Raw genomic sequence first — 25,949 nt, 5'->3', positions numbered from 1 at the left:
GGGCGGCGGCCGCCGCCCTCGCCTTCGCGGGCCCGGCCGCGGCGCTCGCGTGCGCGGCCGCCGCCTCGACCGCGAACCCGCGGACCTCCTACACGCTCGCGGACTTCGGGACCGTCGAGGTCGCGGCCGCCCTCGACCTCTCCCCCGGGGCGTGCGCCGTCGCGCTCGCGACCGCGTTCGTGTCGTTCCTGGTGCAGCTCTACTCGTCCGCGTACCTGCGCGACGACCCGCGCTACGCGCCCTTCGCCGCCCAGGTGAACCTGTTCTGCGCCGCGATGCTCGTCGTGGTCGCCGCCGACGACCTGGTGCTCCTCCTCGTCGGCTGGGAGGTCATGGGCGCCTGCTCGTACCTGCTCATCGCCCACTACGCGACGCTCCCGCAGGCGCCGGGCGCGGCCGCGAAGGCGTTCCTGGCGACCCGGTTCGGCGACGTCGCGTTCGTCCTCGGCGTCATGGTGATCGGGGCCGCGGCCGGGACGTTCCGCATCGGCGCCCTCGCGGACGTGCCCGAGGGCGCGGCCGCCGCGGCGATGCTGCTGATCCTGTTCGGCTGCATCGGGAAGTCGGCGCAGTTCCCGCTCCAGATCTGGCTGCCCCCGGCGATGGCCGGCCCGACCCCGGTGAGCGCGCTCATCCACGCCGCCACGATGGTCGCGGCCGGCGCGTACGTGCTCACCCGGCTGCTGCCGGTGTGGCCGCCGCGGCTGCTCCTGGTCGTGGCGGTCGTGGCGGCGGTGACGATGGTCGGCGCGGGCCTGTGCGCGCTCGCGGCGCGCGACGTCAAGGGCGTGCTCGCGTGGTCGACGGTGAGCCAGGTCGGGTTCATGTTCGCGGCCGTGGCGGTCGCCGCCGGGGACGCGGCGCTGTTCCACCTGGTCGCGCACGCGGCGTTCAAGGGCCTGCTGTTCCTCACCGCGGGCGTGGTGATCGCTTTGGCGGGCACCGACGGGTCGCTGGCGCGGACCCGGCTGCGGCCGGGCGATTCGCGGCTCGTGTTCTGGGCCGTGACGATCGGGCTCGCGGCGATGGCGGGGCTGCCGCCGCTGGGCGGGTTCTACTCCAAGGAGGCGGTGCTCAGCGCGGCCTACGAGGCGGGGACGCCGGCGGGGGTGGTCGTGTTCTGGGCCGGGGTCGGGGCGAGCATCCTGACGGCGGCGTACGCGGCCCGGCTGTGGCTGCTGGTGTTCTGGCGAGGCGCGGGCGCGGAGGCGCGCCCGGCGGTGCCGCGCGCGGAGTCGTTCAGCCTGTGGGCGTTGACGATCGCGACGGTCGCCGTCGGGGCGCTGTACTACGCGGGGCCGTTCGACGTGCCCGCGCTCCATCTGGACCTGATGGCGCTGCTGCTGCTGGCGGCGCTCGGCGGGTTCGCGGTCGTCGCGGACTCGTGGTGGCGCGACCGGCCGGGGCGCCGCGCGGGCGAACCGGTCGCCGACCGGGACCCGGCCCGGATCCTGGGCCGCGCGCGGGGCGCGTTCGCGGAGGGCCTGTACGGCGAGCGCTTGGCCGCCAAGGCGACTCGCGGGGCCGCGGCCGCGGCGAGCAGCGCGGCGACGGCGCTCGACGTGCGCCTGGTGGACCGCACCGCGGTCGAGGGCTCGGCGCGGGCGGCACTCGCGGCGGCCGAGGAGACGGCGGCCGGGCACCGGGGCGGCCTGGTGACCTACCTGCGCCTGAGTGCGGCGGGCACGCTCGTCGTCGCGGCGGTCGCGATCGGAGTGGGCCTGTGGACGTGATGCTGGTGCTCGCCGCGGCGCTGCCCGCCGCCGGGGCGTTCGCGGTGTGGGGGCTGCGGCGGCGGCCGTCCGTGCACTGGATCGGGGCGGGGGCGGCGGCGCTCGGGTTCGCGGCGGTGGCGCTGCTGCCGCTGGAGCGCGGCAGCGGGGCCTGGGTGTCCGCGGGCGGGAAGCTCAGCGGGGCGTGGTGGCACCAGGTCTCGGTCGAGTGGGCACCGTCGCTGCACCTGGAGTTCTCGCTCGCGGTCGACGGCGTGTCCTGGACCCTCGCGCTCCTCACCGCCCTCCTCGGCGTCCTGTGCTGCGTCCACAACGCGGTCGGCGCGGAGCAGCGCGCCGCCGACCTCCTCGGCGCCGACCGGGCCGCTTCAGCCTCCCTTCAGGTCCCCGCGGGTAGCTTCGAGACCGGGGGCCCTTCCCCGGCCGCGCGCCGGGCCGCCGGGGTGCCCGCCGGAGGCGGTGCGCCCCCGGGCGACGGCGCTTCAGGTCCCGTTCAGGATCCCCCCGGTAGCGTCGAGACCGGGGGCCCTCTCCCGGCGGCGGCGCCCGTCCACGGCGTGCCCTCCGGCGCCGGCGGCGAAGGGAGCGACGGGGACCGGTGGCAGTCGCCGACCCTCACCGCGCTGCTGCTCGCCGTGCAGGCCGCCGCGACGCTCGTGTTCCTCGCCGACAACCTGGTGCTGTTCTTCATCGCGTTCGAAGCGGTCCTGCTGCCGATGTGGGCGATCATCCACCGCTTCGGCGACCCCGCCGCGCGGCGGCGGGCCGCCGCGAAGTTCGCGCTGTTCACCGTCGCCGGGTCGCTCCTCATGGCGACCGGCCTGTTCGTCGCGATCGCCGACACCGGCACCGCCGACCTCGGCGCGATCATCGTCGGCGGCGGCGTGGACGACGACGCCTCGCTCCTCGTCTTCGCGCTCCTCGCGCTCGGCTTCGCCGTCAAGGCCCCCCTGTGGCCGCTCCACTCGTGGCTCCCCGACGCCCACACCGCCGCGCCCACCGTCGGCTCCGTCCTCCTCGCGGGCGTGCTCCTCAAACTCGGCACGTACGGCCTCATCCGGGTCGCCGGGGGCCTCGCGCCCGACGGGGCGGAGACCGCCGCGCCCGTGCTCGCCGTCCTCGCCTCCCTCGGCATCCTCGTCGCGGGCCTCGTGTGCCTGCGCCTCCCCGAGCTCAAGCGGCTCATCGCGTACTCGTCCGTGGGCCACATGGGGTTCGTGGTCCTCGCGTTCGCCGCCGGCACCGAGGCCGGGATCCGCGCCGCCCTGTTCGGGAACCTCGCGCACGGCCTCGTCACGCCCCTCCTGTTCTTCCTCGCCGGGGCGCTCAAGGCCCGCACCCACACCGGCAGCCTCGGCGCCCTCGGCGGGCTCCGCCTCGCCGCGCCCGCGCTCGCCGGGCTCCTCGGCTTCGCCGCCCTCGCCTCCCTCGGCCTGCCCGGCCTCGCCGGGTTCTGGGGCGAGGCGTTCACCGTGTACGCGGCCGCCGAACGCGGCGGCGCCTGGCTCGTGCCCGCCGCGGCCGCGGCGTTCGGCGCGTTCCTCGCCGCCGCGTACCTGCTGCGGATGCTCAGGCGCGTCAGCCACGGCCCGGTCGCGCCCGCCGTCATCGGCGTCGGCGACGTCTCCGCCGCCGAGGCCGCGGTCTGGGCCCCGCTCGTGGCCGGGACGCTCCTCCTCGGACTCGTCCCCGGTCCGCTGCTGACCCTGTTCTCGGAAGGGCTGCTCTGATGCGGGTCCAGGCGATCGACCACGCGGCGATGCTGCCGCTCTACCTCGCGGCCGCCGCCGCGGTCCTCGCGCTGTTCGCGGGCCGCTTCGCCAAGGGCGCGAGCATGACCGGCCTCGCCGCGGCCGCGGCCGCCGCCGTGTGGGTCGGCCTCGGGCCCGACCGGGCGACGTTCGCCGTCGGCGACTGGCACTCCTATGTCGCCGACGACGCCGCCATGGGCGCCGCCGCCCTCTTCGCCGCCCTCGCGGTCCTCGTCGCCGCCCTGAGCGGACGCCAGGCCGGCGAGTACTGGTTCCTCCTCACCGCCTCCGCCGCGAGCGGCGTGGCGCTCGCCGGAGCCCGCGACCTCATCACCCTCACCGTCGCCGTCGAGACCCTCACGCTCCCCCTGTACGTCCTCGTCGCCCGCCCCGGCCGCGACGGCGCCGAAGCGGGCACCGTGTTCCTCATCGCCTCCGTCACCGCCTCCGCGACCGCTCTGATGGGCTCAGCGCTCCTGTACGCCGCCACCGGGACCGTGCACCTCGACGGCCTCGCCGCGGCCCTCCCCGCAGCCGACCCGGGCCTCACCGCCGCCGGGGCCGCCCTCCTCCTCGCCGGGCTCGCGTTCAAACTCGCGGCCGCGCCCCTCCACGCCTGGGCCCCGCTCGTCCTCGACCGCGCCCCGCTCCCGGTCGCCGCGTACCTCGCGAGCGCCTCCAAGCTCGGCGGCGCCGTCGCCGTCACCTGGGTCGTCCACTTCGGACTCTCCGGGACCGCGAGCGCCGGGGTGGCGGTCGCGGTGCTCAGCGTCGCGTCGATCGCGGTCGGGAACCTCGGCGCGCTCGTGCAGCGCCGCACGGTGCCGCTGCTGGCCTGGTCCGGGATCGCCCACGCCGGGTACGCGCTCGCCCCGCTCGCCGTCGTCGCCACCGCCGCGGGACGCGAGCACGCCGGGGCCGCCGCCTCCGCCGCGTTCGCGTACGCGGTGTTCTTCGTGCTCCTGGAGGCGGGCGCCTTCGCGGCCCTGACGGCCGTCCGCCCCGAGACCGGAGCACTGTTCGCGTCCGACGGGCGTCGGACCCCCCGGGCAGACTTGGCATCGGGGGGTCCCCAAGGGTCCGTTTTGAAGACTGATGCCCCGATTTCGACTGATGCAGCGATCGACGCGGACGCCGCCCGTGGTGCGATCACCGCCCGCCCCGGCGCGGCCGCGTCGCACGCCGGCCACCGCTCCCCCGGCGGGGCGGTCGCCGAGCTCACGGGCCTGTGGAAGTCGGCGCCGCTGCCCGCGGCCGTGCTGCTGTTCGCCGTCATCGGGCTCGCCGGGCTCCCGCCCGCGCTCGCCGGGACGTTCGCGAAGGTCGCGGTCCTCGAGGTCCTCGCCTCGTCGGCCGTGTGGCTCGCCGTCGTGGTCGCGGCCGGGGCGGTCCTCGGGCTCGCCTACTACCTGCCGCTCGCCCGGACCGTCCTCACCGGCCGCGCCGGGCCGGCCCCGCGCCGGCACGCGGTCGCGCTCGTCCTCGCGGGCCTCGCCCTCCTCGCGGTCTCCCTCGCGCCCCAGCTGGTGCTGGACTTCACCGCGCTTTCCCGGTAAATCCGGAGGTTCCGCAGAAATACTGGGTGTGATCAGGACGTTGCAACTCCCACGAGGAGGGGAACCCGACCACCATGAAGCACCACAACGGCCTCAAGACGGCCGTCCTGCTCGGCGCGATGTCGGCGATCGTGATCGCCATCGGCTACGCCTTCGGCGGCTCCACCGGCGTCGTCATCGCCGCCGTGATCGCCGTCGGCATGAACGCCTACGCCTACTTCAACTCGGACAAGATCGCGCTCCGCGCGATGCGGGCCCGGCCCGTCACCGAGGCGGAGGCGCCGCAGCTGTACGGCACCGTCCGCGAGCTCGCGCAGCGCGCCGGCCAGCCGATGCCGCGCCTGTACGTCTCGCCGACCATGCAGCCCAACGCGTTCGCGACCGGCCGCAACCCGGGCAACGCGGCCGTCGCCGTCACCGAGGGCATCCTGCGCCTGCTCACCCCCGCCGAGCTGCGGGCCGTCATCGGGCACGAGCTGTCGCACGTCTACAACCGCGACATCCTCATCTCGTCGGTCGCCGGCGCGCTCGCCAGCATCATCACGATGCTCGCGAACCTCGCGATCTTCATCCCGCTCGGCAACTCGGACGGGAACCGGCCGAACCCGCTGGTCATGCTGCTGACGGTGATCCTCGGCCCGATCGCGGCCGGGATGATCCAGATGGCCGTCTCGCGCTCGCGCGAGTACGAGGCCGACGCCGACGGCGCCCGCCTCACCGGCGACCCGCTCGCGCTCGCGAGCGCCCTGGAGAAGATCTCCGCCGGCGTCGACCGGATGCCCGCCCGCGCCGACAGCCGGATCGCCGAGCAGTCGCACCTCATGATCGAGTCGCCGCTGCGCGGCGGCGGCCTCGCGAGCCTGTTCTCGACCCACCCGCCGACCGAGCAGCGCGTCGCGCGCCTGCGCGAGATGGCCCGCGGGATCGTCCGCTAGCGGGCACGCCGAAGACCGCGCCAGCCCGTGGCTGGCGCGGTCGCGCAAGTCAGAAGTCGCCCCGGCGTTCGCCGCGCTAGTAGATGCTGCCGCCGATGTCTTTGATGCCCGTGCGGACGTCCAGGAGGTACACCAGCGCCGCCGCGATCGCGACGAGAGCGAACAGGTTCAGGCGCGCGTAGCCGCCGAAGAGGAGCGCCAGGACGAGGCTCACGACGAGGAGCCCGAGCCAGGTGCCCTTCGAGAGGGTCCCGACGGCGTTGAACGCCTCCGGTTTCTGCACCGCGCAGTGGATGACGGCGATCAGGGACAGGAGCGCGGCCCCGTATCCGATGATCTGCGAGACCACGCCTCGAACGTCGAAGGCGAACACGGCATCGAACTCTGGCATGTGGCCCAGCCTACCCGCAGGTGCTCGGAACCCGGTCGGCTCGGCTACTTGCCGAGCTTGCGACGCTGAACGCGGGTCTTGCGGAGCAGCTTGCGGTGCTTCTTCTTCGCCATGCGCTTGCGCCGCTTCTTGATGACCGAGCCCATAGAGCTTCCTCACAGGTGTTGACTAGACGATAGTTAGAGCCCGACAAGCCTAGCCCGTCCCCCCGGCGGCCCCCTCGCCGGGCGAGTTCGAGCGAAGGCCCCGTCACAGCTCGCGCGTGGCGGGGCCAGGGCCGACGGCCCGGGATCACTCGTCCGTCTGGAGGGCCTCGGAGAGGTAGGTCTTCACGGCGCTCTCGGGGACGCGGAAGGAGCGCCCCACCCGCACCGCCGCGATCTCACCGTTGTGGACGAGCCGGTACACCGTCATCTTCGAGACGCGCATCAACTCGGCCACTTCCGTCACCGTCAAGAACTTGACCTCGTCGAGGAGGTCCCCGGGTTCGCTCATGTGTCTCACCGTTCTGTCGAGGGCTGTTGCGAGCACTATTGCCTGTGCAAGGACGTGGGGTTGTGTGATGTGTTAGAGGTGCGGTGGACGCGAATGCCCTATGAACCGAAACAAGTCGGTCGTCACGAAGCGTGACGTTGATGTCTTTCGATTGGGATGTTGCTCATGTTACGGCAGTCCGCGCCACCCGGCAACACCCGATCTCACACCGTCTGGGCAATGAATGCCGTAATCTCCTCCATCAGCGCGGCGTAGTCCTTGCCGTAGACCGTCTGCGCGGCCTCGACCGCCGAGGCGCCCTCGCGCGCGGTCATGCCGAAGAACTCGGCGAACAGGTCGACCCCGTAGGTCTCGATCATGTAGTGCACGCCGAGGAACCCGCAGCCGTACTTGCCCGAGCCCGCGAGCGTGTCGTCGTCCTCGTCCGGCGGCAGGATGTCGGTCTCGCAGCCGCCCTGCGCCACGTAGTCGCGCACGTCCCACATGCGGTCGTACTCCTCGAGCGTGCGGTCGCCGTGGTCGATGTACTCGGCGACGCCCTCGACCATCCACCAGGTGTCGTCGGCGTACCGCTCGGACGGCGCGGCCCACAGCGTCACGGCGTGGCCGAGCTCGTGGCGGATGACCGACACGAGGCCGTCGCCCCAGCCGGTGCGGTCGACGCCCATGACCGTGGCGTACGTCGACGGCTGCCGCTCGCCGTCGATGGTCCCGTTGAGCGGCAGGGCGAACCCGAGGACGTCCTCGGAGTCCCACATGCCGCCGAACCAGGTGTCGAACTCCTCGTCGGAGGCGATGTAGATGACGTACCGGTCGGGCTTCTCCCAGTACGCCCACTGGTCGGCGTTCTCGGCCGCGGCCTCGGAGATCGCCAGCGCCTCGTCGAGGCGGGCCTCCATCGAGGCCGGGACGGCGGTGACGGTGCGCTCGCCGACCGCGGCGACGAGGTCGGTGACCTCCCACGGGTGCGGGCCCTCGCCGAACTCGGAGTTCGAGACCTCGATCATCCGCATCCCGGCGTCGTCGGCGCGCCAGCGCGTGTCGAAGACGATGTCGGCGGCCTTGCAGGTCTCGGCGGGCTCGACGAAGCAGTAGGACAGGGCGATGGAGACGTCGTACAGGGGGACCGCGCCGGACGCGTCCTCGACCGGGCCGGAGGCGATCTGGTAGTCCCAGCGGGACACCTGCATCTGGTGGAGCGACTCGTACCGGGCCGTCATCTGGGTGTGCAGGGTCGGATCGTACCCGGCGAGCCAGCCCTCGACGCTGCCGTTGACGAGGGACTCGGACTGGGCGTCGAGGACGAGCTGGGCCTGCTCCTTGAGGTAGGCGAGGATCTCGGAGGCGCTGGCGTCGGGGCCGGGGCTGGGGAGGGTGCCCTCGCCGGGCTCGACGGCGAGGCCCTCGATGACGCCGGTGTCGCCCTCGATGAAGCCGGGGCGCCAGCCGTTGACGAGCGCGCCGGCGAACACCGAGGAGGCGACGAGGGCGACGACGACCAGGAGCGTGACGGCGTGGTTCCGCTTGGGCTCGGGCCGCGGCTGGTAGTACCCGGCGGGTCCGCCGGGCCAGGGCGGCATGGCGCTGACCGGGATCGGGCCGGGCCCGACGCCGGGCGGGACCTGCCCGGGGTGGCCGGGGTGGCCGGGGTGGCCGCCGGGGCGGGCGTAGCCGGGCGGCGGGGCCGCGCTCGGGGCGGCCTGCGGGGCGCCGGGGTGCATCATGCCGGGGACGGCCATGTCGACCGGGAGCGCCGACGGCGGCTGCGTGGGCTCGATCATCGGCGGCATGGGCGCGGGCTGCGGGAGGGCGTGGTCGGCCCCCTCGGCCTGCGGCAGGACGGGCCCGGGAGTGGTGGCGCGGGGCGCTTCAGGGGCGCTGCGCTGGCCGGGCACGAGCGGCGCGGGCCCGGGCGGGTTGGCCCCCGCGGGCTCGGCGGCGGGAGGCTCGTGGGATGCCGGGGGGAAGTCCTCGGGGGCTTGAGTCACGTTCGCAACTGTAGTCGCCGCTCGCTCATCGCGCGAGCCGCGAACAGCGGGCGCTCGCCGGGCGTCCACCGATCCCGGCGCAGGTGAGAACGGCCGGTGGCGGTGGTCGCCGCCGCCGGCCGGACGGGCGTGCGCTAAGACTTGGTCCACAGTGAGCGGAGGAACACCGCGAGGTTCGCGGGGCGCTCGGCCATGCGGCGCATGAGGTAGCCGTACCACTGGTCGCCGTAGGGCACGTAGACGCGCATCCGGTAGCCCTCGCCGGCGAGGCGCAGCTGCTCGGAGGTGCGGATGCCGTAGAGCATCTGGAACTCGAAGGAGTCCTTGTCGCGGTCGTACCAGCGGGCGCGGTCGATGCCGATCTCGATGAGGCGCGGGTCGTGCGTGGCGAGCATCGGGTAGCCGTCGCCGGCCATGAGGGCGTTGATGCAGCGCACGTAGGAGCGGTCGACGTCGAGGCTCCGCTGGTAGGCGACCGACTCGGGCTCCTTGTAGGCGCCCTTGCAGAGGCGGATGCGCGAGTCGGGGACGGCGTGGGTCTTGCAGTCGTCCTCGGTGCGGCGCAGGTAGGCCTGGAGGACGGCGCCGGTGAGCTCGAACTCCTCGCGGAGGCGGTGCACGATCTCCAGGGTGGAGTCGGTGACCGTGTGGTCCTCCATGTCGACGGTGACCGTGGTGCCGGCGTCGGCGGCGGCGACGCAGATCTCGCGGGCGCGGTCGTAGGCCAGGTCGGCGTCGAGGCGCTGGCCGAGCGCGGAGAGCTTGACGCTGACCTCCGCGGACTTGGACAGGCCCTCGCCCTTGAGCGCGGCGAGCAGGCTCAGGTACTCGTCGCGGGTCGCGTCGGCCTGCTCGACGACGACGGTGTCCTCGCCGAGGTAGTCGAGCGTGGCGAGCAGTCCGTCGGCGGCGAGCGCGCGGGTGGCGGCGATCGCGTGGGCGGTGGTCTCGCCCGCGACGTAGCGGCGCACGAGCGACCGGGACACGGGCGCGGTGCCGACGAGCCGCTCGATCTTCGATGACCTGGCAGCGGCGAGGATGACAGAACGCAGCATGAGTGCAGCGTAGCCTTCCGGATCGCGGGATCAGGTCACGGTGGCATAACACGTGTGCCGCAACATTGGAAACCAAGCCCTCGAAGCGAAGGAACTCTCCTCTTCCAAGGTCGGGCACGGCCGCGGCCTCGGTTCGCCGTGCGGGCGTGTCACAGCTGGGTGTAGGCCCGCGGGTCCGGACTCAGGTCGAAGCCCTGTTCAGGGGCGGGGTCGGTGACCGGGAGCGGCTCGTAGGCGCTGACGTCCATCGCGCGCGTCACCTCGAGTCCGGGCCGGCGGCGGGCGAGGCTCCAGCCGAACGGGACGGCCGCGGTGTCGGCGATGACCACCCGTGTCGCGTCGTCCAGGCGCAGCGGCTCCAGGCGGCGCAGGGCGAGGCGGCGGAGGCTGTGGCCGCGCACCGCCTTGTAGCCGCGCCAGAAGAACCACTTGCGGATGAGGCGCACCGCCTTGGCGTGGGCGCGCACCAGGCGGCGGCCGGCGCCGCCCGCGGGGCCGGGCAGCCGGGCGGCGCGGCGCAGGACCCCGCCGGGGCCGCGCTCGACCAGGAGCGTGTACGTCCACACGAAGGGCCGGCGGTTCTCGCGGCGCGCCAGCGACAGCACCTCGGCGCGCGGGTCGAAGCGGTCGGCCTGCTTCCAGCCCTGGCCGTCGCCGACGAGCACGGTCACCCGGACGCCGCGGGAGAGCAGGTAGTCGAGGTAGCCGTTGACCCGCGCGACGGCGGCCTTCCTGAAGGCCACCACGACGACGCGGTCGGGGGCGGGGGGCGCGGTCGTCGCGTCCACGGGGGTCACCTTCCCTTGCTGACGAGGTCGCGGGCCCACCGCTCGAACGGCGCGAGCGCCGCCTCGCGCGTGAAGGACCGGGCGTACGCGCGGGCGCGCGCGGCGGTGCCGGGGTCGGCCTTGCGGGCGGCGTCCCCGGCCTCGGCCATCGCGGCGGCCACGTGGACCGGGTCGAGGCTCGCGGGCTCGAACCACAGCGGGTAGTCCCGCAGCAGTTCTTCGGCGGCGCAGCCTTGCTCGTGCACGGACACGATGGGCTTGCCGGTCGCCATGTACTCGAAGACCTTCCCGGTCGTCACGTACTTCGAGCCGCCGTTGAGGAACACCAGGACGTCGCTGGCGGCGTACGCGGTCGCGATCTCGGACTTGGGGACCGGGCCGCGGTAGGCCACGCCCGGGATCGCCTTGTCGAGGCCGAGCTGGGCGCGCAGCTTCATCTCCTGGGTGGAGAAGAACCCGATGTGGCCGTAGAAGTCGAGGCCCGCGCCGGGGTGGGCGCCGGCGGCGCCCATGAGCCGGAAGCCCTCCAGGAGCGACTCGATCGGCTGCACGTGCGTGAGGGTCCCGATGAAGGAGAACGACAGCGGCCGGTCCTCGGCGGGGCCGGCGGCGAACGCCTCGGCGTCCATGATGTCGGGGTCCCAGCCGTTGAGGACCACCTGCATCCGGTCGGCGGCGTCCGGGTACTTCGCGGCGTGCCAGGCGCGCAGGGCGTCGTTGACGTGCACCGCCGCGGCGGCGGTGCGGTGGATCTCGGCCTCCCACTTCCAGGCGGCGTGCCCGGGCGGGAACTTGTCGGCGTTCTCGAACTGGTCGAGGGTCCACGAGTCGCGGTAGTCGATGACGAACGGGACCTTGGTGCGGCGCTCCAGCTGCCATGCGGCCCAGAAGGACGCGAACGGGTTGCCGGTGGCGATCACGAGGTCGAAGGGGCGCTCGCGGTGCAGCCGCCGCCCGGTGGCGACGGCGCTCTCGGCCCAGGTGACGTAGTGCTCGGGGAAGGTCCGGTCGAGGCGGCGCTGGTAGCGCTTCTGCGCCAGGACCGGGAAGTTCCCGCGCCAGAACGAGTAGTTGCGCAGGTCGTTGTCCCAGGCGAAGTAGTCCATCTCCGGCTGGAGGACCTCCACGCGCGGGTCGACGGACGCGTTCAGGGCCTCGTCGACCGAGCCCACGAACTCGTAGAAGAACCGGTCGGGGGCGCGCAGGACGGTCACGTCCCAGCCCTGCTCGACGAAGTGGTTCGCGGTCGCGCGGGCGCGGAAGACCCCGCTGGCGCGGGACGGCGGGAAGTAGTACGCCAGGTACAGCAGGCGCGGGCGCTCAGACACCGGCGGCCTCCGCTCGGGGCTCGAAGGAGAAGGTGGTGACGAGGCCGGGCCGGGCGTCCAGGATCGCGGGGAGCCAGTCGGCGCCGAGCTCCACGGCCTGCGGCTCGTGCAGGACGAGCCAGTCGAAGCCGCCCTCGGCGACCGCGGCGGCGACGGCCGCGCGGCGGTGCGCCTCGCGCAGGGCCTGCGTCTCGGGCCAGCGGCGGCGCTTGAGCGGGCCGAGGACGGTGCGGCGCCACCAGCCGGAGGCACGCTGCGCGGGCCCGCGCAGGGGGCCGCGGCCGAGGCGGCGCAGGACCGCCAGCGGGACGCGGCGCAGCGAGAGCGCGACGAACGCCGGCTCGGGCGCGCTCACCGCCGTCGCGCCGGTCCACCGGACCTCGACGCGCGGATCGAGCGGCGCGAGGTCCCAGTCCGGGTGCTCCTCGGCGACGACGCGGACGCGGTGCCCGGCGTCGCACGCGGCCCGCGTCTCGGTGGCGAGCGCCTGCCGCCAGGCGCTCCGGGGGGCGACGAACAGGACGTTCACCCTTGCTCCTTCCGGTCCCAGACCTCGAAGTGGCGCGCGGCCACGGTCTCGTAGGAGTACTTGGCGCGCAGGTGCTCCCGCGCGGCGGCGACGTCGGTCCGCCCGGGGTGCCGCGCGCGCAGCTCCCCGTAGGCGGCGACGAGGACGCCGGGGTCGTCGTCGACGTCGTAGAGCAGGCCCGCCTCGTCCTCGATGCCGCGCAGGACCTGGTCGGAGCCGCCGCAGCGGCTCACCAGGACCGGGGTCCCGGCGGCGAGGGCCTCGACCACGACGACGCCGAACGTCTCGTGGCGGCTGGTGTGGACGAACAGGTCGTGGGAGGCCATGAGGCCCGGGACCTCGGCGGGGTCGACGGACCCGAGGAACTCGACCGAGTCGAGGAGCCCGAGGTCGGCGGCGAGCGCCTCCAGGTTCGCGCGGAGCTTCCCGTCGCCGGCGAGCGTGAGCCGCAGCGCCGGGTCCTGCTCGCGGCAGCGCCGGAACGCCTCCAGGAGGTAGTCGATGCGCTTGCGCTCGTTCAGGGCCGCGACCGACAGCCAGCGGCGCAGCGCGGCCGGGGGCTCGGCGCGCGGGGCCCCGAAGTCGATCGGGTTGGCGATGTACTCGAGTTTCGCGGCGTGGTGCGGGAACTCGGCGGAGATGAGGTCGTGGAGCGGCTCGCCGACGACGAAGAACCCGTCGGCGCGGTCGAGGACCTCCTCGTAGCGGGCGCGGGCGGCGGGCTGCTCCAGCAGCTGCGCGAGGAACGAGGAGTGCTCGGTCAGGTAGACGCGGGCGCCGGGCGCGGCGTTCTCGAGCGCGGCCCAGCCGCCGGTGATCGGCACGTGCGCGTGGACGATCGGGGCCTTGAGGGGGGCGCCGCCGAGGAAGGTCCGCAGCCAGCGGGCGGACGCGTCGGAGTGGGTGATCCACTCGGGGTCGCGCGGGGTGAGCGTCGGGACCCGGTGCAGGACCGCGCCGCCCGCGGTCGCCAGCGGCGCGTCGGAGCGGGCGAGGAGCCGCGCGTGGAGGTCGAGGACCGCCGGGGCGGCGTCGAGCGGCGCGCCGGGGGCGCCGACAGGCCAGCTCTTCAGGTGGTACACCTCCAGTTCCGCGCAGCCGCCGGAGACGGCCTCCACCTGGGCCCTGACGAACGCCCCCGCGTACGTCACCTGCGGGTCGGGGTACCAGGGCGTCACCACCGCCACGTGCCGGTCTGCGTTCACTGTGTCCGGTCGTCCTTTCTCAGGCGCCGAGGAGGCGCTCGTAGAGGTCGGTGAGCCGCTTCGCCTGGGCGTCCCAGGTCCAGTCGCCGAGCGGGACCCGCTCGGCGTACGCCTTGCGGTACGCCTCGGGGTCGTCGAGCACGCTCCGCACCGCGCGCGTGAAGTCGGCGGTGTCCTCGGCGGTGAAGACCTCGCCCTGCCCGGTGCGGTGCACCAGCTCCGACATCGTCTTCACGTCGGAGACGACGATCGGGATGCGCGCGTGGGAGTACTCGAAGAACTTGGTGATGAGGGAGATCTCGTGGTTCCCCCAGTGGTGGATGGGGATCACGCCGAGGTCGGCCTCGGCGAGGAAGGGGACGACCTGCCGGTGCGGCACGTACGAGAGGACGTGCACGCGGTCGGCGACGCCGAGCTCGGCGGCGCGCGCCTGGGTGCGCTGCACGTACCGCCAGTGCGGGTAGGAGACGACGAGCGCGGCGTGGACGCCGGGCAGCGCGGGCAGGGCCTCGACGAGGATGTGGAGGCCGCGCTGCTCCAGCGGCGCGCCGCTGTAGACCATGAGGGGGGTGCCGGGGCCGATGCCGCAGCGCTCGCGCAGGCCCGGCTCGGGGGTCTCGGCGGTGCCGCCGGTGTCGGGGACGTTCATGACGACCTCGGGGAGGGCCGGGAGGCGGTGGCGCTCGCGGAGCATCTCGGCGAGGGTGCCGGAGACGGTGACGACGGCGTCGGCGTGCGGCGCGAACTCGCGCTCGTGGCCGAGCTGCGCGTCCTTCCACCACGGGTGGTCCTTCCAGGACTTCATGCCGGGCAGGTACTCGTGGGCGTCCCACACCAGCTTCACGTCCCGGCCCGCGGCCGCCGCGCGCAGCTTCGCGCGGGCGCCGACGCCGAGCATCTGGAAGTCGTTGGCGTGGACGAGGTCCGGTCGCAGCTCGTCGACGACGGGCCCGAAGGAGAGTTCGAGGTCCCACAGGGCCGGGTCGAGGCGGCGCCAGGCGCGGTCGCCCAGGGCCGCCTTCCAGAACCTCGCGGCGAGGCGGTCGACGCCGCTCGCGGCGGCGGCCCGGTCGGCCTCGAGCCTGCGGGTCGCCTTGCGGCGCAAGCCCGTCCAGCCCCAGAAGGCGCGGTACGCGGCCTCGCGGGGGGCGAGGGCGAGCGGGGAGGCGCCGCCGGCGCGGGCGGTGTCGAGGTCGGCGCGCCAGGCGCGGGCCTGCCGGTGCCGGTAGGCGGCGAGGGGCCCGGGCGGGTAGGCGAGCGGGGAGCGGAGCCAGCCGCGGCGGGCCTCGTGGCGGCGGCGGTCGAAGACGCGGTCGACGGGCACGAGGCGGACGGTCGCGCCGCCGACGGCCCACTCCTGGGCCTTCCCGGTGGGGGACGCGCCGAGCAAGACCACCTCGTAGCCGGCAGCGGCGGCGGACTCGGCCTCCTTCTGGACGCGCGAGTCTCCCGTGACGCCGTTCTGCACGAGCATCACGATCCGCCGGGGGTGCTCCGCCATCGTTCCTCCGAGTTCACCGTACGACTGCCGGGCCAACGGGGTCCCCGGCGGGCACATCGTACGAGACGAACTGCTTCACCTGGCGTTTCCCTAGCGTTGGGCCGGTAGCGTCCTGGTGTTCGGCGGCTGTTCGCCTGCGGCGGCTCAGATGCGCGTGTACGGCGCGCGGACCTCGGGCGCGGCCGTCGGCCCGGTGACCGGGAGGTCCTCGTGGCGCGACTTGTCGAGCAGGCGCGTCACCTCGAGGTCCGGGTACCGGTTGGCGAGCATCCATCCGAAGGGGACGGCGCCCTCGTCGACGATGCACACGCGGTCGACCCGGTCGAGGCCGAGGGCCTCCACGCGGCGGCCCGCGATCCGGCGCAGCGCCTGCGGGCGCAGCGGCCGGTAGACCGGCCAGAACACGTACTTGCGGATCTTCGCGGCGGCCTTGCGGTGGATGCCGCGGGCGCGGCCGGCGGCGCGGCCGGCCTTGCCGGGCAGGCGGTGCTCCAGGCGCTTGAGGACGGCGCGCGGGGCGCGCTCGACGACCATCATGTAGATCCACACGCCGGGCTGGCGGTTCTCGCGCCGCCCGATGCTGAGGACCTCGGCGCGGCCGTCGACCTTCTCGGCCTTGCGCCAGCCGGGCCCGTTGGCGACGAGGACGGTGACCTCGACGCCGCGGGGGGCCACCTCGCGCAGGTAGGCGTTGACGCGCGGGAGGACGCCCTTCTTGAAGACGACGGCGACCTCGCGGCGGGTGGCCGTCAGGTCGCGTTCGATCGTGTCCACGGCGTCAGCCCTTCCGCTTCGCGACGAGGTCGCGGGACCACTGCTCGAACGGGGCGAGCGCGGCGTACCTGGTGAACGACTGGGCGTACGCGCGGGCGCGCGCGGCCGTGTCGGGGTCGGACTTGCGGGCGGCGTCCCCGGCGTCGGCCATCGCGGCGGCGACGTCCTCGGGGTCGAGGCTCGCGGGCTCGAACCACAGCGGGTAGCCCCGCAGCAGCTCCTCCGCGGCGCAGCCTTTCTCGTGCACGGACACGATGGGCTTGCCGGTCGCCATGTACTCGAAGACCTTCCCGGTCGTCACGTACTTCGAGCCGCCGGTCATGAACACGAGGACGTCGCTGGCGGCGTACGCGGTCGCGATGGCGGGCTTGGGGACCGGGCCGCGGACGGTGACGCCCGGGAGTTCCTTGTCGAGGCCGAGGTCGGCCTTGAGGTCGGCCTCGGTCTTCGCGAAGAACCCGATGTGGCCGTAGAAGTCCAGCTGCGCGCCCGCGTGGTCGCCGCGCTCGGTCATGAGGCGGTACGCCTCCAGGAGCGAGCCGATCGGCTGCACGTGCGTGAGGGTCCCCACGAACGAGAACGACAGCGGCCGGTCCTCGTCGGGCGAGGACTGCTCGTCGGAGACCACGTCGGGGTCCCACCCGTTGAGGACGACCTGCATGCGGTCGGCGGCCTCCGGGTACTTGCCCGCGTGCCAGGCGCGCATGGCGTCGTTGACGTGCAGCGACGCGGCGGCCGAGCGGAGGATGCGCCGCTCCCACTTCCACGCCGGGTGCTCGGGCGGGAACATGTCGGCGTTCTTGAACTGGTCGAGCGTCCACGAGTCGCGGTAGTCGACGACGAACGGGCGGCGCATCAGCTTCGACAGCGCCCACGCGGACCCGAAGGACGCGAACGGGTTCCCGGTGGCGACGATGAGGTCGAACGGGTCCTTGCGGTGGCGGCGCAGGCCCTCGCGGAGCGCGGCGGTCCCCCAGCCCTGGTACTTGTCGGGGAAGACGTGCTCCTGCTTCCAGTTGAACCACGCGCGGGCCGCGCCCGGGAAGTTCCCGCGGAAGCGGCCGTACTCGCGGACGTCGGTCTCCCACCGGAAGTAGTCCATCTCCGGGGCCGCGACCTCGACGCGCGGGTCGACGGTGTCGGTCATCGCGTCGTCGCGGGCGCCGGTGATCTCGTCGAAGAACCGGTCGGGGCCGCGCAGGACGGTCACGTCCCAGCCCTGCTCGACGAAGTAGTTCGCGGTCGCGCGGGCGCGGAAGACCCCGCTGGCCCGCGACGGCGGAAAGAAGAAGGCCAGGTACAGGAGGCGTGGTCGGCGCTCAGCCATCGGTCTCGTCCCACAGTTCTTCGAAGGCGTACGTGGTGCGCAGCGCGGGGCGCTCGGCGATGAGCGCGGGCAGGAAGCCGGCGACGGCCTCGACCGCGAGCGGCTCGTGGAGCACGACCCAGTCGGGGGCCCAGCCCTGCACCTGCTCGCGGACGACCGCGTCGCGGCGGTCGCGGCGCATGCGCTGCGTGCGGGTCTTCTGCTCGGCGTCGAGCGGCGCGACGACGCGCTCGCGCCAGTCCTTCGCGGCCCGGCGGGCCCGCGCGCGCAGCGGCCCGCGGCCGACGCGGCGCAGGACCGCGAGCGGGAGCCGCCGCCGGAACAGGCGGGTGGCCCGCGGCTCGGTGTACGACAGGCGCGACGACCCGATCCAGTGCGTCTGGACGCGGCCGTCGAGCTCGTGGCCGTCGAGCTTGGACTCGCCCTCGGCGACCAGGAGGACCCGGTGGCCGGCGTCGACCGCGCGGCGGGTCTCGGTGGCGAGGGCTTTCGCCCGGGCGCCGGAAGGCGCCACGAACAGGACGTTCATCGCTCGGCTCCGTTCTCTCCGAACCAGATCCGGTGGTACTGCGTGCCGATGGCCTCATAACCGTACTTCGAACGCAGGTGCTCGCGGGCCCGTTCCAGGTCGGTCTTCATCGGATAGCGCTCGCAGAGCAGCCGGTAGCCGTCGGCGAGCGCCTGCGGGTCGTCGACGACGTCGATCATGACGCCCGCGGCGTCCTCGATGCCGTCGAGGACCAGTTCGGGGCCGCCGCAGCGGGTGATGAGCACCGGGATGCCGGCGGCGAGCGCCTCGACGGCGACCACCCCGAACGTCTCGAAGGCGCTCGGGTGGACGAGCAGGTCGTGCGCGGCCATGATCCCGGGGACCTCGGACGGCTGGACGATCCCGAGGAACGTCACGGCGTCGCGGACGCCGAGCTCGTCGCAGAGCGCCTCGATCTCGGGGCGGAGCACGCCGTCCCCGGCGAGGGTCAGCGTCAGGGACGGGTCGTCGGCGCGGCAGGCCGCGAACGCGCGCAGCAGGTGGTCGTGGCGCTTCCCGGCCTTGAAGGAGGCGACGGAGAGCCAGCGGCGCAGGGCCGCCGGCGGGCGCTCGCGGCGGGAGGAGAAGTCGATGGGGTTGGCGATGTACCGGATCTTGTCGGCGTGGTGCGGGAACGTCCCGGCGACGACGTCGTGGAGGACGTCGCCGACGACGAAGAACCCGGCGAGCCGGTGGAGGATCTCGTCGTACATGGCGCGGGCGCGCGGCTGGCGGAGGATCTTCACCAGGAACGAGGCGTGCTCGGTCGCGAAGACCTGCGCGTCGGGGCGGCAGTTCTGCAGCGCGGCCCAGGCGCTGTAGATCGGCACGTGCGCGTGGATCACGGGCGCCTCGAGCGGCTGCCCGCCGAGGGCCGCGGACAGCCAGTGGGCGTGGTGCTCGGCCCGCTCGGCGAAGTCGCGCCACTTGGACTTGGGGAGGATGACCGGGACGCGGTGGAGGCGGGCCCCGGCGACGGTCTTCACCGGCGGGACGGACCGGGGCAGCAGCCCGGACTGGACGTCCCAGATGCGCTCGCGCCGCTCGGCGGAGGCGTTGACGATCCACTCGTCGGTGTGGAACACGTCGAGGCGGTCGAGTCCGGGCGCGACGGCCGCCGCCATGGACTCCACGAACGCGCCCGCGAAGGGGATCTGCGCGTCGGGGTACCACGGCGTGAGCACCGCGACGTGTCGCTCCTGAGCCTGTGTCACTGCTGTCTCGCGTCTCCTGGTCCGGGGCCGCGGCAGTCGGGCGGAGGCCGCGGCGGCACATACGGAGGTTACATGAACTCCGCCTTATATTCGCATGTCGGCCCGGTTTCGCAAGGCTTGCGCACATCGTGCAACCCGGACGCCCTCCCGAACGTCGGGTCCCGGCGCGCCCGGGCCGCGAGGGGCCCTCCGTATGATCGAGGCGCAGGTTCACAGGACGGACGCGAAGGCGAGCGATGGCATACCGGATTCAACCGACGGCCCAGGTCGACGAGAGCGCCGTCGTCGGCGACGGCACCAGCGTGTGGGAGCTCGCGCAGATTCGCGAGGGCGCCCGCCTCGGCGAGGGCTGCGTCATCGGGCGCGGGGCGTACATCGGCACCGGCGTGCGGCTCGGCGACAACGTGAAGGTCCAGAACTACGCGCTCGTGTACGAGCCCGCGCGCCTCGCCGACGGCGTGTTCATCGGCCCGGCCGTGGTCCTCACCAACGACCACAACCCGCGCGCGGTGGGCGTCGACGGCGGCCGCAAGGGCGCCTCCGACTGGGAGGCCGTCGGCGTCGACATCGCCGAGGGCGCCTCGATCGGGGCCCGCGCCGTCTGCGTCGCGCCCGTCCGCATCGGGCGGTGGGCGATGGTCGCCGCGGGCGCCGTCGTCACCAAGGACGTCCCCGACCACGCGCTCGTCATGGGCGTGCCCGCCCGGCGGGCGGGCTGGGTCGGCCGCTCCGGCGAGCGCCTGAAGGAGGCCGGCGACGGCCTCTGGGAGTGCCCCGCCACCGGCGAGCGGTACCGCGAGCCCGCCGGCGGCCTCGAACTCGCCTGACCGACACGCGGCGGCGCCCGCCCGGTCCTCGGACCGGGCGGGCGCCGCCGTCGTTCGTCTACTGGCCGAGCACGATGTGGCGGCGGCCCTCCCAGGCGGCCGGGTCCGTGACGCGGCGCCCGTCGAGGAGCACCGCGACCTCCGGCAGGTCCGCCGGGGACAGCGTGCGGTACTCGGCGTGGTCGGCCTGCACGACCGCGGCCGTGACGGTCTCGCCGCGGTGCGCGGTGAGCCCCTCGGCCTCCAGCTCCTCGTTCGTGTACATCGGGTCGCTCACGTACACCGCGGCGCCCTTCGCCTTGAGCGACTCCACCAGCGGGAACACGCCGGAGAACGCCGTCTCCTTGACCCCGCCGCGGTAGGCCGCGCCCAGGACCAGCACCGAGACGCCGTCGAGGTCGCCCGCGGCGGCCGCGAGGACGTCCGCGGCGTACGACGGCATGGCCGCGTTCGCGGCGCGGGCCGCGCGGACCACGGTCGCCTCCGGGTCGTTCCACAGGTACATCTGCGGGTAGATCGGGATGCAGTGCCCGCCCACGGCGATGCCCGGGCGGTGGATGTGGCTGTACGGCTGCGAGTTGCAGGCCTCGATGACCTTCATGACGTCCAGGCCCCGCCGGTCGGCGAAGCGCGCGAACTGGTTCGCGAGGCCGATGTTGACGTCCCGGTACGTGGTCTCGGCGAGCTTCGCCATCTCCGAGGCCTCGGCCGACCCGAGGTCCCACACGCCGTTCGCGCGCGGCAGGTCGTCGCGCTCGTCGAAGTCGAGCACGGCCTCGTAGAAGCGCACGCCCGCCTCGGCGGAGGCCTCGTCGATCCCGCCGACGAGCTTCGGGTAGCGGCGCAGGTCCGCGAAGACCCGCCCGGTCAGCACCCGCTCGGGGCTGAACACCAGGTGGAAGTCCTCCCCGGCGGTGAGGCCCGAACCGGCCTCCAGCATCGGCGCCCACCGCTCACGGGTGGTGCCCACCGGCAGCGTCGTCTCGTAGGAGACGAGCGTGCCCGGCTTGAGGCCCTTGGCGACCGCCTGCGTGGCGGCGTCCATCCACCCGAAGTCCGGGACGCCCTCGGCGTCCACGAACAGCGGCACGACGATGACGACGGCCTCGGACTCGGCGACGGCCGCGGCGGTGTCGGTGGTGGCCCGCAGGTGCCCCGAGGCCACGACCTCCTTCAGCTTCTCGCCGAGGAGGTGCTCGCCGGGGAAGGGCTCCACGCCGTCGTTGACGGCCTGGACGACCTTCGCGTTCACGTCGGCGCCGACGACCTCGTGGCCCTTCGCGGCGAACTGGACCGCCAGCGGCAGCCCGATCTTGCCCAATGCGACGACAGAGACTCTCATGTTCACTTCCTGCTCGGTTTGAGGCCGACGAGGTTCGCCACGCGGCGCTTCAGGGAGGGCCGACCCGCCGAATGGACGACGAGGTGGGACTTGGGGCCCCAGTCCACGGTCACGCTACCCGGGCGGCCCTGCCGCTCGACGGGGCCCTTGACCGCGGTGAGGGGCACGTCGTACACGAACGGCCCCATCCGCAGGTGGCCGCGCAGCGACCAGCGGCCCGGGGCGGCGGCGACCTCGGCCAGCGGCAGCCGGGCCGCGACGACCGTGGTGTCCCCGTCCGGACGCAGCTCGACCTCGGCGGCCACGTCGTGCGGGTGGAACTCCGCGACCGGGACCGACCGGCGCGCGGCCGGGCCCTTCGCGCGGACCAGCCGCTCGGCGCTGACGCCGACGGCCTCCGGCTCCAGCCCCGCCACCGGGACCCGGAACCAGTACTCCAGGAAGAACCCCGCCGCCCGGTCCCCGGCCCACGCCAGGTCCACCGGGTCGATGCCCTTGACCAGGCGGCCGACGACGCGCTCGGCGGTCGCCTCGTACCACTCGTCGGGCCGGCCCTCGCGGAACCCGGCGTAGCGCACGAACACGCGGCCGTCCTCGACCAGGAACCCCGGCGCGTCCTCGCGGATCACCGCCTCCAGCAGCCGCCACTCGCGGGCCTGCGCCAGCGACACCTTGACGCGCTTCTCCGTCGGCAGCTGCGCCCGGATCGCCTCCGTCAGGTGCGCGTCGCAGAAGCCCGCGACCGCGTCCCAGAACTTCTCGCGCTCCGGCGCGTCCGCGGCCAGGAACTCCGGCTGCACGCACTTGGCGATCTCGCGCGAGAACACCCGGTACATGAGCGCCTCGCGCTCCGGACCGGGCCCGTACAGCGACTCGATCGCCGCGACGATCCGCTCGGCGGCGTGCACCCACTCGACCGGCCCGGTCGAGTAGATGAGGTTCCCGCCGGTCTCGCGCTTGACCGCGTAATAGCAGTCGTAGTCCGACAGGATCGTGATCTTCGACGCCTTCGCCATGGCGCGCAGCGTGAACGGCACGTCCGAGCAGACCGCCATGCCCTCGGGGAACCGCAGCCCCTCGGCCTCGACCAGCTCGCGCCGGAACAGCTTCGTGTTCGACAGCGCCCACGCCAGCTCCGGCGTCGGGAACGGCGCGTCCGCGACGTCCTCCTCGAACACCCCCGGGGCCTTGCGGCCGTTGACGCCGACCATCTTCCCCAGCAGCACGTCCGAGCCCAGCTCGTCGGCCCGCCCGACCATCCGCTCCAGGGCCTCGGGCCCGAAGTAGTCGTCGGAGCCGATGAAGAACACGTACCGGCCCCGCGCCAGCTCCAGCCCGGCGTTGCACGGCACCGCCGGCCCGCCCGAGTTCGCCTGGTGCACCACCCGGACCAGGTCCGGGTGCTCCGCCGCGAAGCGGTCCAGCTCCGCGCCGGACCCGTCGGTCGAGCCGTCGTCCACCGCGATCACCTCGACGCGCCCCGCCCCGATGGTCTGCGCGACCATCGAGTCCAGGCACGCCGTCAGGTACGGCATCGTGTTGTAGACCGGGATGACGACCGAGACGTCCGGGACGGTGCTCATCCGCGGGTTCCGTCGAGGACGACCGTCTCCCCGGTCGCCGCCGACTGGAGCATCGACTCGGACACCTCGACGGTGCTCGCGCCCTGCCGCAGGTCGACGATGTCGTTCGGCTTCCCCAGCACCGCGTCGCGGAAGTGCTCGTGCTCGACCAGCAGCGGCTCGCGCTTGCGCAGCGCGTACCGCACCATGTCGCCCTCGGACACCCCGCGGAACGCCTGCAGGGCCTCCCACTCGGTCACCTCGACCCCGTTCGCGTAGAACGTCAGGTCCGCGGTGAGCGTGTCGGCGATGAAGCAGCCGCGGTCGCCCGTGACGACCGCCGTGCGCTCCTTGAACGGGCTCAGCCAGTTCACCGAGTGGTTCGCGATCGTGCCGCCCGAGAGCTGCCCGACCGCCGCGATCATGTCCTCGTGCTCGCGGCCCGAGCGCGACACCGTGTGCGCCGTGACCGTCCGGTACGACTGGCCGGTGACGAACCCGGTCAGGTCGATGTCGTGCGTGGCGAGGTCCTTCACGACCCCGACGTCGGCGATCCGGCCCGGGAACGGCCCCTGGCGGCGCGTCACGATCTGGAGGATCTCCCCCAGCTCGCCCGCCTCCAGCCGCTCCCGCAGGCCCATGACCGCCGGGTTGAACCGCTCGATGTGGCCCACGCCGGCGACCAGCCCGCGCGACTCGAACGCCTCGGCGAGGATCCGCGCCGCCTTCGTGGTGTGCGCCAGCGGCTTCTCGATGAGCGCGTGCACCCCGGCCTCGGCCAGGGTCAGCCCCACCTGCTCGTGGTACGCCGTCGGGCACGCCACGACCACGTAGTCGACGCCCAGCTCCACGAGCTGCTCGACGGTGTCCACCAGGCGCCCCGCGGGCACCGCGGCCGCGTCGGCCGCCGGGTCGGCGACCCCGACCAGGTCGACCCCGTCGAGGGCGTTCAGGACCCGGGCGTGGTTGCGGCCCATCGCCCCCATGCCGACCAGGCCGGCGCGCAGACGTCCGGCGCTCACCGCCCCAGCTCCAGGGCGCGGACCGCCTCGACGATGCGGTCGAGGTCGCCCTCGCTCAGCGCGGGGTGGATCGGCAGGGACAGCACCTCGGCGGCGGCCCGGTCGGTCTCCGGCAGGTCCGCCTCGACGTGCGCGTACGGCGCCAGCCGGTGGATCGGGATCGGGTAGTACACGGCCGAGCCGATGCCCGCCGCGTTCAGCTGCTCCAGGGCCGCGTCGCGGCCGACGGGCACCCGCACCGTGTACTGGTGGTAGATGTGGCGCGCGCCCGCGGCGACCGGCGGGACCACGACGCCCTCGACGCCGGCCAGGCCCGCGTCGAGGCGGGCCGCGTTCGCGCGGCGCTGCTCGGTCCACTCGTCGAGGCGGCCCAGCTGGACCCGCCCGATCGCGGCGTTCACGTCGGTCATGCGCATGTTCGCGCCGACGATCTCGTTCTGGTACCGCGCCTCCATGCCCTGGTTGCGCAGCAGGCGCAGGGTCCGGGCGAGCTTGGGGTCGTCGGTGGAGACCATGCCGCCCTCCAGGGCGTGCATGTTCTTCGTCGGGTAGAAGCTGAAGGTCCCGGCGACGCCGAACGAGCCGACGGGGCGGCCGTCGACCTGGGCGCCGTGCGCCTGGCAGGCGTCCTCGAGGATCGCCAGGGAGTGGCGCTGCGCCAGCTCGGTGAGGCGGGCCATGTCGGCGGGGTGGCCGTACAGGTGCACCGGCATGATCGCCGCGGTCTTGGGGCCGATCAGGGCGGCCACGGCGTCGGGGTCCACGCAGAACGAGTCGGCCTCGATGTCGGCGAAGACGGGCTCGGCGCCGACGAGGCGGACCGCGTTCGCGCTGGCGGCGAAGGAGAACGAGGGGACGATGACCTCGTCGCCGGGGCCGATGCCCATGGCGAGCAGCGCCAGCTGGAGGGCCGAGGTGCCGGAGTTCACGGCAACGCACTCGGCGGTGCCGGCGACCTTGGTGAAGGCCTCCTCGAAGGCGGCCACCTCGGGGCCCTGGACGACCCGGCCGCTGCGCAGTACCGCTACGGCCGCTTCGATCTCGGCCTCGCCGATGTGCGGCTTCGCCGGAGGGATGAACTCCCGCTGTTGGTCAGACACGTGTTACTCCGCGTTCTCCGGAAGATCTGGACTTCGCACTGAGTGGGTGCGCCCCGATCATACAGAGGACACCTCCGGTTAATGAACGGAGAACTCCGGCTGGAGGGGAGGTGTCACCCCGCGGTCGGGGACCCCAGTGCGTCGCGGGCGAACTTCAGGGATTCGTGCAGGTCCTCGGCCCGCCGGGTGCGGTTCCCGCTCTTGCGCGTCGACACCTCGACGGTGATCGAGCCGTCCCATCCGGCGGCCCCGAGGGAGCCGAGGAGCTGGGCGCACGGCTGCTTCCCGCGGCCCGGCACGAGGTGCTGGTCGGCCCCGGGCTCGTTGCCGTCGCACAGGTGGATGTGCCTGAGCCCCTTGCCCATGCGCTCGGCCATGGCGATCGCGTCGGCGCCGGAGGCGGCGCAGTGGGAGAGGTCGAGGGTGTACGAGTCGTAGCCGTGCCGGGTGGGGTCCCAGTGGGGGCGGTAGGGCACGAGGTTCCGCTTCCCGACCTTGAGCGGGAACATGTTCTCCACGGCGATCGTGATCCCCGGGTAGCGGGCCTTGAGCCCGTCGAGGACGGTCGAGAACTTGGCGGCGTACTCGCGCTGCCAGGAGAACGGCGGGTGGATCACCACCGTCGGCGAGTCGAGGTACTCGGCGGCCTGCACGGAGCGGCGCAGCCGGGTCCAGGGGTCGGCGCTCCACACCCGCTGGGTGACCAGCAGGCAGGGGGCGTGGACGGCGCCGATCTTGACGCCGTAGTGCTTGGCGAGGCTCGCGGCCGCCGACGGGTCCTGTGAGACCCGGTCGGTGAAGACCATCAGCTCGACGCCGTCGTAGCCGAGTTCGGCGGCGAGCTCGAACCCCACGGCCGTGGGTTCGGGGTACACGGACGTGGTCGACAGCAGAACCGGGACGGACTGGGTCACGGCGTCCAGGGTACGCCGTGCCCGAAACCGGTCGAGGACGTCGTGGTGCGCGCGGCGTGAACCAGTCCTGAACGTGCGGTGCG

At 73.8% G+C, this 25,949-nt stretch carries 24 protein-coding genes; 5 read left to right on the top strand and 19 right to left on the bottom strand.

Annotated features, from left to right (window positions below; translation table 11 throughout):
- From ABD419_RS16395 to htpX, 4 genes are all read left to right on the top strand, one after another.
- On the top strand, nucleotides 1–1,733 hold a 1,733-nt coding region (locus tag ABD419_RS16395), incomplete at its 5' end, for an NADH-quinone oxidoreductase subunit 5 family protein (protein ID WP_344488262.1).
- Complete coding sequence (locus ABD419_RS16390; RefSeq protein WP_344488268.1) at nucleotides 1,733–3,463, top strand: complex I subunit 4 family protein; 1,731 nt, start codon at nucleotides 1,733–1,735, stop codon at nucleotides 3,461–3,463. The genes ABD419_RS16395 and ABD419_RS16390, both read left to right, overlap by 1 nt.
- Complete coding sequence (locus ABD419_RS16385; RefSeq protein ID WP_344488260.1) at nucleotides 3,463–5,040, top strand: proton-conducting transporter transmembrane domain-containing protein; 1,578 nt, start codon at nucleotides 3,463–3,465, stop codon at nucleotides 5,038–5,040. The genes ABD419_RS16390 and ABD419_RS16385 overlap by 1 nt, the downstream gene beginning before the upstream one ends.
- Nucleotides 5,041–5,114: 74 nt before the next feature.
- Nucleotides 5,115–5,975, top strand: a complete 861-nt coding sequence (htpX, locus tag ABD419_RS16380) for a zinc metalloprotease HtpX (protein WP_344488258.1) — start codon at nucleotides 5,115–5,117, stop codon at nucleotides 5,973–5,975.
- Between the two features lie 76 nt (nucleotides 5,976–6,051).
- Here htpX and ABD419_RS16375 read toward each other — a convergent pair whose 3' ends face one another.
- The 14 genes from ABD419_RS16375 to ABD419_RS16310 form a co-directional block, all read right to left on the bottom strand.
- Nucleotides 6,052–6,366 carry a DUF2516 family protein gene (locus tag ABD419_RS16375; RefSeq protein WP_344488256.1) on the bottom strand — a complete coding sequence of 105 codons (315 nt, stop codon included), beginning with the start codon at nucleotides 6,364–6,366 and terminating at the stop codon, nucleotides 6,052–6,054.
- A 44-nt stretch (nucleotides 6,367–6,410) separates the two neighbouring features.
- Nucleotides 6,411–6,512, bottom strand: a complete 102-nt coding sequence (locus ABD419_RS16370) for a 30S ribosomal protein bS22 (RefSeq protein ID WP_081687713.1) — start codon at nucleotides 6,510–6,512, stop codon at nucleotides 6,411–6,413.
- A gap of 145 nt (nucleotides 6,513–6,657) precedes the next feature.
- Nucleotides 6,658–6,861, bottom strand: a complete 204-nt coding sequence (locus ABD419_RS16365; RefSeq protein ID WP_091031906.1) for a helix-turn-helix domain-containing protein — start codon at nucleotides 6,859–6,861, stop codon at nucleotides 6,658–6,660.
- Nucleotides 6,862–7,064: 203 nt separating this feature from the next.
- Nucleotides 7,065–8,849, bottom strand: a complete 1,785-nt coding sequence (locus ABD419_RS16360) for a hypothetical protein (RefSeq protein ID WP_344488251.1) — start codon at nucleotides 8,847–8,849, stop codon at nucleotides 7,065–7,067.
- A gap of 134 nt (nucleotides 8,850–8,983) precedes the next feature.
- The gene (locus tag ABD419_RS16355) at nucleotides 8,984–9,904 is read right to left on the bottom strand and encodes a proline dehydrogenase family protein (RefSeq protein ID WP_344488249.1); all 921 of its coding nucleotides are present in this window, start codon (nucleotides 9,902–9,904) and stop codon (nucleotides 8,984–8,986) included.
- 149 nt (nucleotides 9,905–10,053) lie between these two features.
- Entirely contained in the window at nucleotides 10,054–10,692 is a 639-nt protein-coding gene (locus tag ABD419_RS16350; RefSeq protein WP_344488247.1) for a hypothetical protein, read from the bottom strand.
- A gap of 5 nt (nucleotides 10,693–10,697) precedes the next feature.
- On the bottom strand, nucleotides 10,698–12,020 hold the full coding sequence (locus ABD419_RS16345; protein ID WP_344488246.1) for a glycosyltransferase: 1,323 nt from the start codon (nucleotides 12,018–12,020) through the stop codon (nucleotides 10,698–10,700).
- A complete protein-coding gene (locus ABD419_RS16340; protein WP_344488244.1) occupies nucleotides 12,013–12,549 on the bottom strand; it encodes a hypothetical protein in 537 nt (178 codons plus the stop codon). The genes ABD419_RS16345 and ABD419_RS16340 overlap by 8 nt, the downstream gene beginning before the upstream one ends.
- A complete protein-coding gene (locus tag ABD419_RS16335; RefSeq protein ID WP_344488242.1) occupies nucleotides 12,546–13,754 on the bottom strand; it encodes a glycosyltransferase in 1,209 nt (402 codons plus the stop codon). Before ABD419_RS16335 ends, ABD419_RS16340 begins: the two co-directional genes overlap by 4 nt.
- Before the next feature lie 19 nt (nucleotides 13,755–13,773).
- Nucleotides 13,774–15,255 carry a glycosyltransferase family 4 protein gene (locus ABD419_RS16330; protein ID WP_344488240.1) on the bottom strand — a complete coding sequence of 494 codons (1,482 nt, stop codon included), beginning with the start codon at nucleotides 15,253–15,255 and terminating at the stop codon, nucleotides 13,774–13,776.
- 144 nt (nucleotides 15,256–15,399) lie between these two features.
- Nucleotides 15,400–16,029 carry a hypothetical protein gene (locus tag ABD419_RS16325; RefSeq protein WP_344488238.1) on the bottom strand — a complete coding sequence of 210 codons (630 nt, stop codon included), beginning with the start codon at nucleotides 16,027–16,029 and terminating at the stop codon, nucleotides 15,400–15,402.
- Nucleotides 16,030–16,033: 4 nt separating this feature from the next.
- The gene (locus ABD419_RS16320; protein WP_344488236.1) at nucleotides 16,034–17,356 is read right to left on the bottom strand and encodes a glycosyltransferase; all 1,323 of its coding nucleotides are present in this window, start codon (nucleotides 17,354–17,356) and stop codon (nucleotides 16,034–16,036) included.
- On the bottom strand, nucleotides 17,349–17,885 hold the full coding sequence (locus tag ABD419_RS16315) for a hypothetical protein (protein ID WP_344488234.1): 537 nt from the start codon (nucleotides 17,883–17,885) through the stop codon (nucleotides 17,349–17,351). The genes ABD419_RS16320 and ABD419_RS16315 overlap by 8 nt, the downstream gene beginning before the upstream one ends.
- On the bottom strand, nucleotides 17,882–19,099 hold the full coding sequence (locus tag ABD419_RS16310; protein WP_344488232.1) for a glycosyltransferase: 1,218 nt from the start codon (nucleotides 19,097–19,099) through the stop codon (nucleotides 17,882–17,884). The genes ABD419_RS16315 and ABD419_RS16310 overlap by 4 nt, the downstream gene beginning before the upstream one ends.
- Nucleotides 19,100–19,335: 236 nt before the next feature.
- On the opposite strand from ABD419_RS16310, the gene ABD419_RS16305 reads away from it, so the two are divergent.
- Nucleotides 19,336–19,926 carry an acyltransferase gene (locus ABD419_RS16305; protein WP_344488230.1) on the top strand — a complete coding sequence of 197 codons (591 nt, stop codon included), beginning with the start codon at nucleotides 19,336–19,338 and terminating at the stop codon, nucleotides 19,924–19,926.
- Between the two features lie 58 nt (nucleotides 19,927–19,984).
- On the opposite strand, the gene ABD419_RS16300 is transcribed toward ABD419_RS16305, so the two are convergent.
- The 5 genes from ABD419_RS16300 to ABD419_RS16280 all read right to left on the bottom strand — a co-directional run bounded on the left by ABD419_RS16300 (nucleotide 19,985) and on the right by ABD419_RS16280 (nucleotide 25,866).
- Nucleotides 19,985–21,268 (bottom strand): nucleotide sugar dehydrogenase, encoded by a 1,284-nt coding sequence (locus ABD419_RS16300; protein ID WP_344488228.1) that lies wholly within the window; start codon nucleotides 21,266–21,268, stop codon nucleotides 19,985–19,987.
- Between the two features lie 2 nt (nucleotides 21,269–21,270).
- The gene (locus tag ABD419_RS16295) at nucleotides 21,271–22,851 is read right to left on the bottom strand and encodes a glycosyltransferase family 2 protein (RefSeq protein WP_344488226.1); all 1,581 of its coding nucleotides are present in this window, start codon (nucleotides 22,849–22,851) and stop codon (nucleotides 21,271–21,273) included.
- Nucleotides 22,848–23,852, bottom strand: a complete 1,005-nt coding sequence (locus ABD419_RS16290) for a Gfo/Idh/MocA family oxidoreductase (RefSeq protein WP_344488224.1) — start codon at nucleotides 23,850–23,852, stop codon at nucleotides 22,848–22,850. The genes ABD419_RS16295 and ABD419_RS16290 overlap by 4 nt, the downstream gene beginning before the upstream one ends.
- Nucleotides 23,849–24,952 carry a DegT/DnrJ/EryC1/StrS family aminotransferase gene (locus tag ABD419_RS16285; protein WP_344488223.1) on the bottom strand — a complete coding sequence of 368 codons (1,104 nt, stop codon included), beginning with the start codon at nucleotides 24,950–24,952 and terminating at the stop codon, nucleotides 23,849–23,851. The genes ABD419_RS16290 and ABD419_RS16285 overlap by 4 nt, the downstream gene beginning before the upstream one ends.
- A 113-nt stretch (nucleotides 24,953–25,065) precedes the next feature.
- Nucleotides 25,066–25,866, bottom strand: coding sequence for a sugar phosphate isomerase/epimerase family protein (locus tag ABD419_RS16280; protein ID WP_344488222.1), 801 nt, complete (start codon nucleotides 25,864–25,866; stop codon nucleotides 25,066–25,068).
- Nucleotides 25,867–25,949 lie beyond the last annotated feature (83 nt).

The sequence above is a fragment of the Glycomyces endophyticus genome, from assembly GCF_039531525.1.
In the GTDB taxonomy this organism is placed as follows: domain Bacteria; phylum Actinomycetota; class Actinomycetes; order Mycobacteriales; family Micromonosporaceae; genus Glycomyces; species Glycomyces endophyticus.
This window is presented reverse-complemented; position numbering and strand designations above follow the sequence as displayed.

What these genes read in the sequence shown, in the direction of transcription:
- ABD419_RS16390 (WP_344488268.1), top strand. Translation starts at nt 1,733, where the DNA reads ATGCTGGTGCTCGCCGCGGCGCTGCCCGCCGCCGGGGCGTTCGCGGTG.
- ABD419_RS16385 (WP_344488260.1), top strand. Translation starts at nt 3,463, where the DNA reads ATGCGGGTCCAGGCGATCGACCACGCGGCGATGCTGCCGCTCTACCTC.
- htpX (WP_344488258.1), top strand. Translation starts at nt 5,115, where the DNA reads ATGAAGCACCACAACGGCCTCAAGACGGCCGTCCTGCTCGGCGCGATG.
- ABD419_RS16375 (WP_344488256.1), bottom strand. Translation starts at nt 6,366, where the DNA reads ATGCCAGAGTTCGATGCCGTGTTCGCCTTCGACGTTCGAGGCGTGGTC.
- ABD419_RS16370 (WP_081687713.1), bottom strand. Translation starts at nt 6,512, where the DNA reads ATGGGCTCGGTCATCAAGAAGCGGCGCAAGCGCATGGCGAAGAAGAAG.
- ABD419_RS16365 (WP_091031906.1), bottom strand. Translation starts at nt 6,861, where the DNA reads ATGAGCGAACCCGGGGACCTCCTCGACGAGGTCAAGTTCTTGACGGTG.
- ABD419_RS16355 (WP_344488249.1), bottom strand. Translation starts at nt 9,904, where the DNA reads ATGCTGCGTTCTGTCATCCTCGCCGCTGCCAGGTCATCGAAGATCGAG.
- ABD419_RS16330 (WP_344488240.1), bottom strand. Translation starts at nt 15,255, where the DNA reads ATGGCGGAGCACCCCCGGCGGATCGTGATGCTCGTGCAGAACGGCGTC.
- ABD419_RS16320 (WP_344488236.1), bottom strand. Translation starts at nt 17,356, where the DNA reads ATGGCTGAGCGCCGACCACGCCTCCTGTACCTGGCCTTCTTCTTTCCG.
- ABD419_RS16315 (WP_344488234.1), bottom strand. Translation starts at nt 17,885, where the DNA reads ATGAACGTCCTGTTCGTGGCGCCTTCCGGCGCCCGGGCGAAAGCCCTC.
- ABD419_RS16305 (WP_344488230.1), top strand. Translation starts at nt 19,336, where the DNA reads ATGGCATACCGGATTCAACCGACGGCCCAGGTCGACGAGAGCGCCGTC.
- ABD419_RS16300 (WP_344488228.1), bottom strand. Translation starts at nt 21,268, where the DNA reads ATGAGAGTCTCTGTCGTCGCATTGGGCAAGATCGGGCTGCCGCTGGCG.
- ABD419_RS16295 (WP_344488226.1), bottom strand. Translation starts at nt 22,851, where the DNA reads ATGAGCACCGTCCCGGACGTCTCGGTCGTCATCCCGGTCTACAACACG.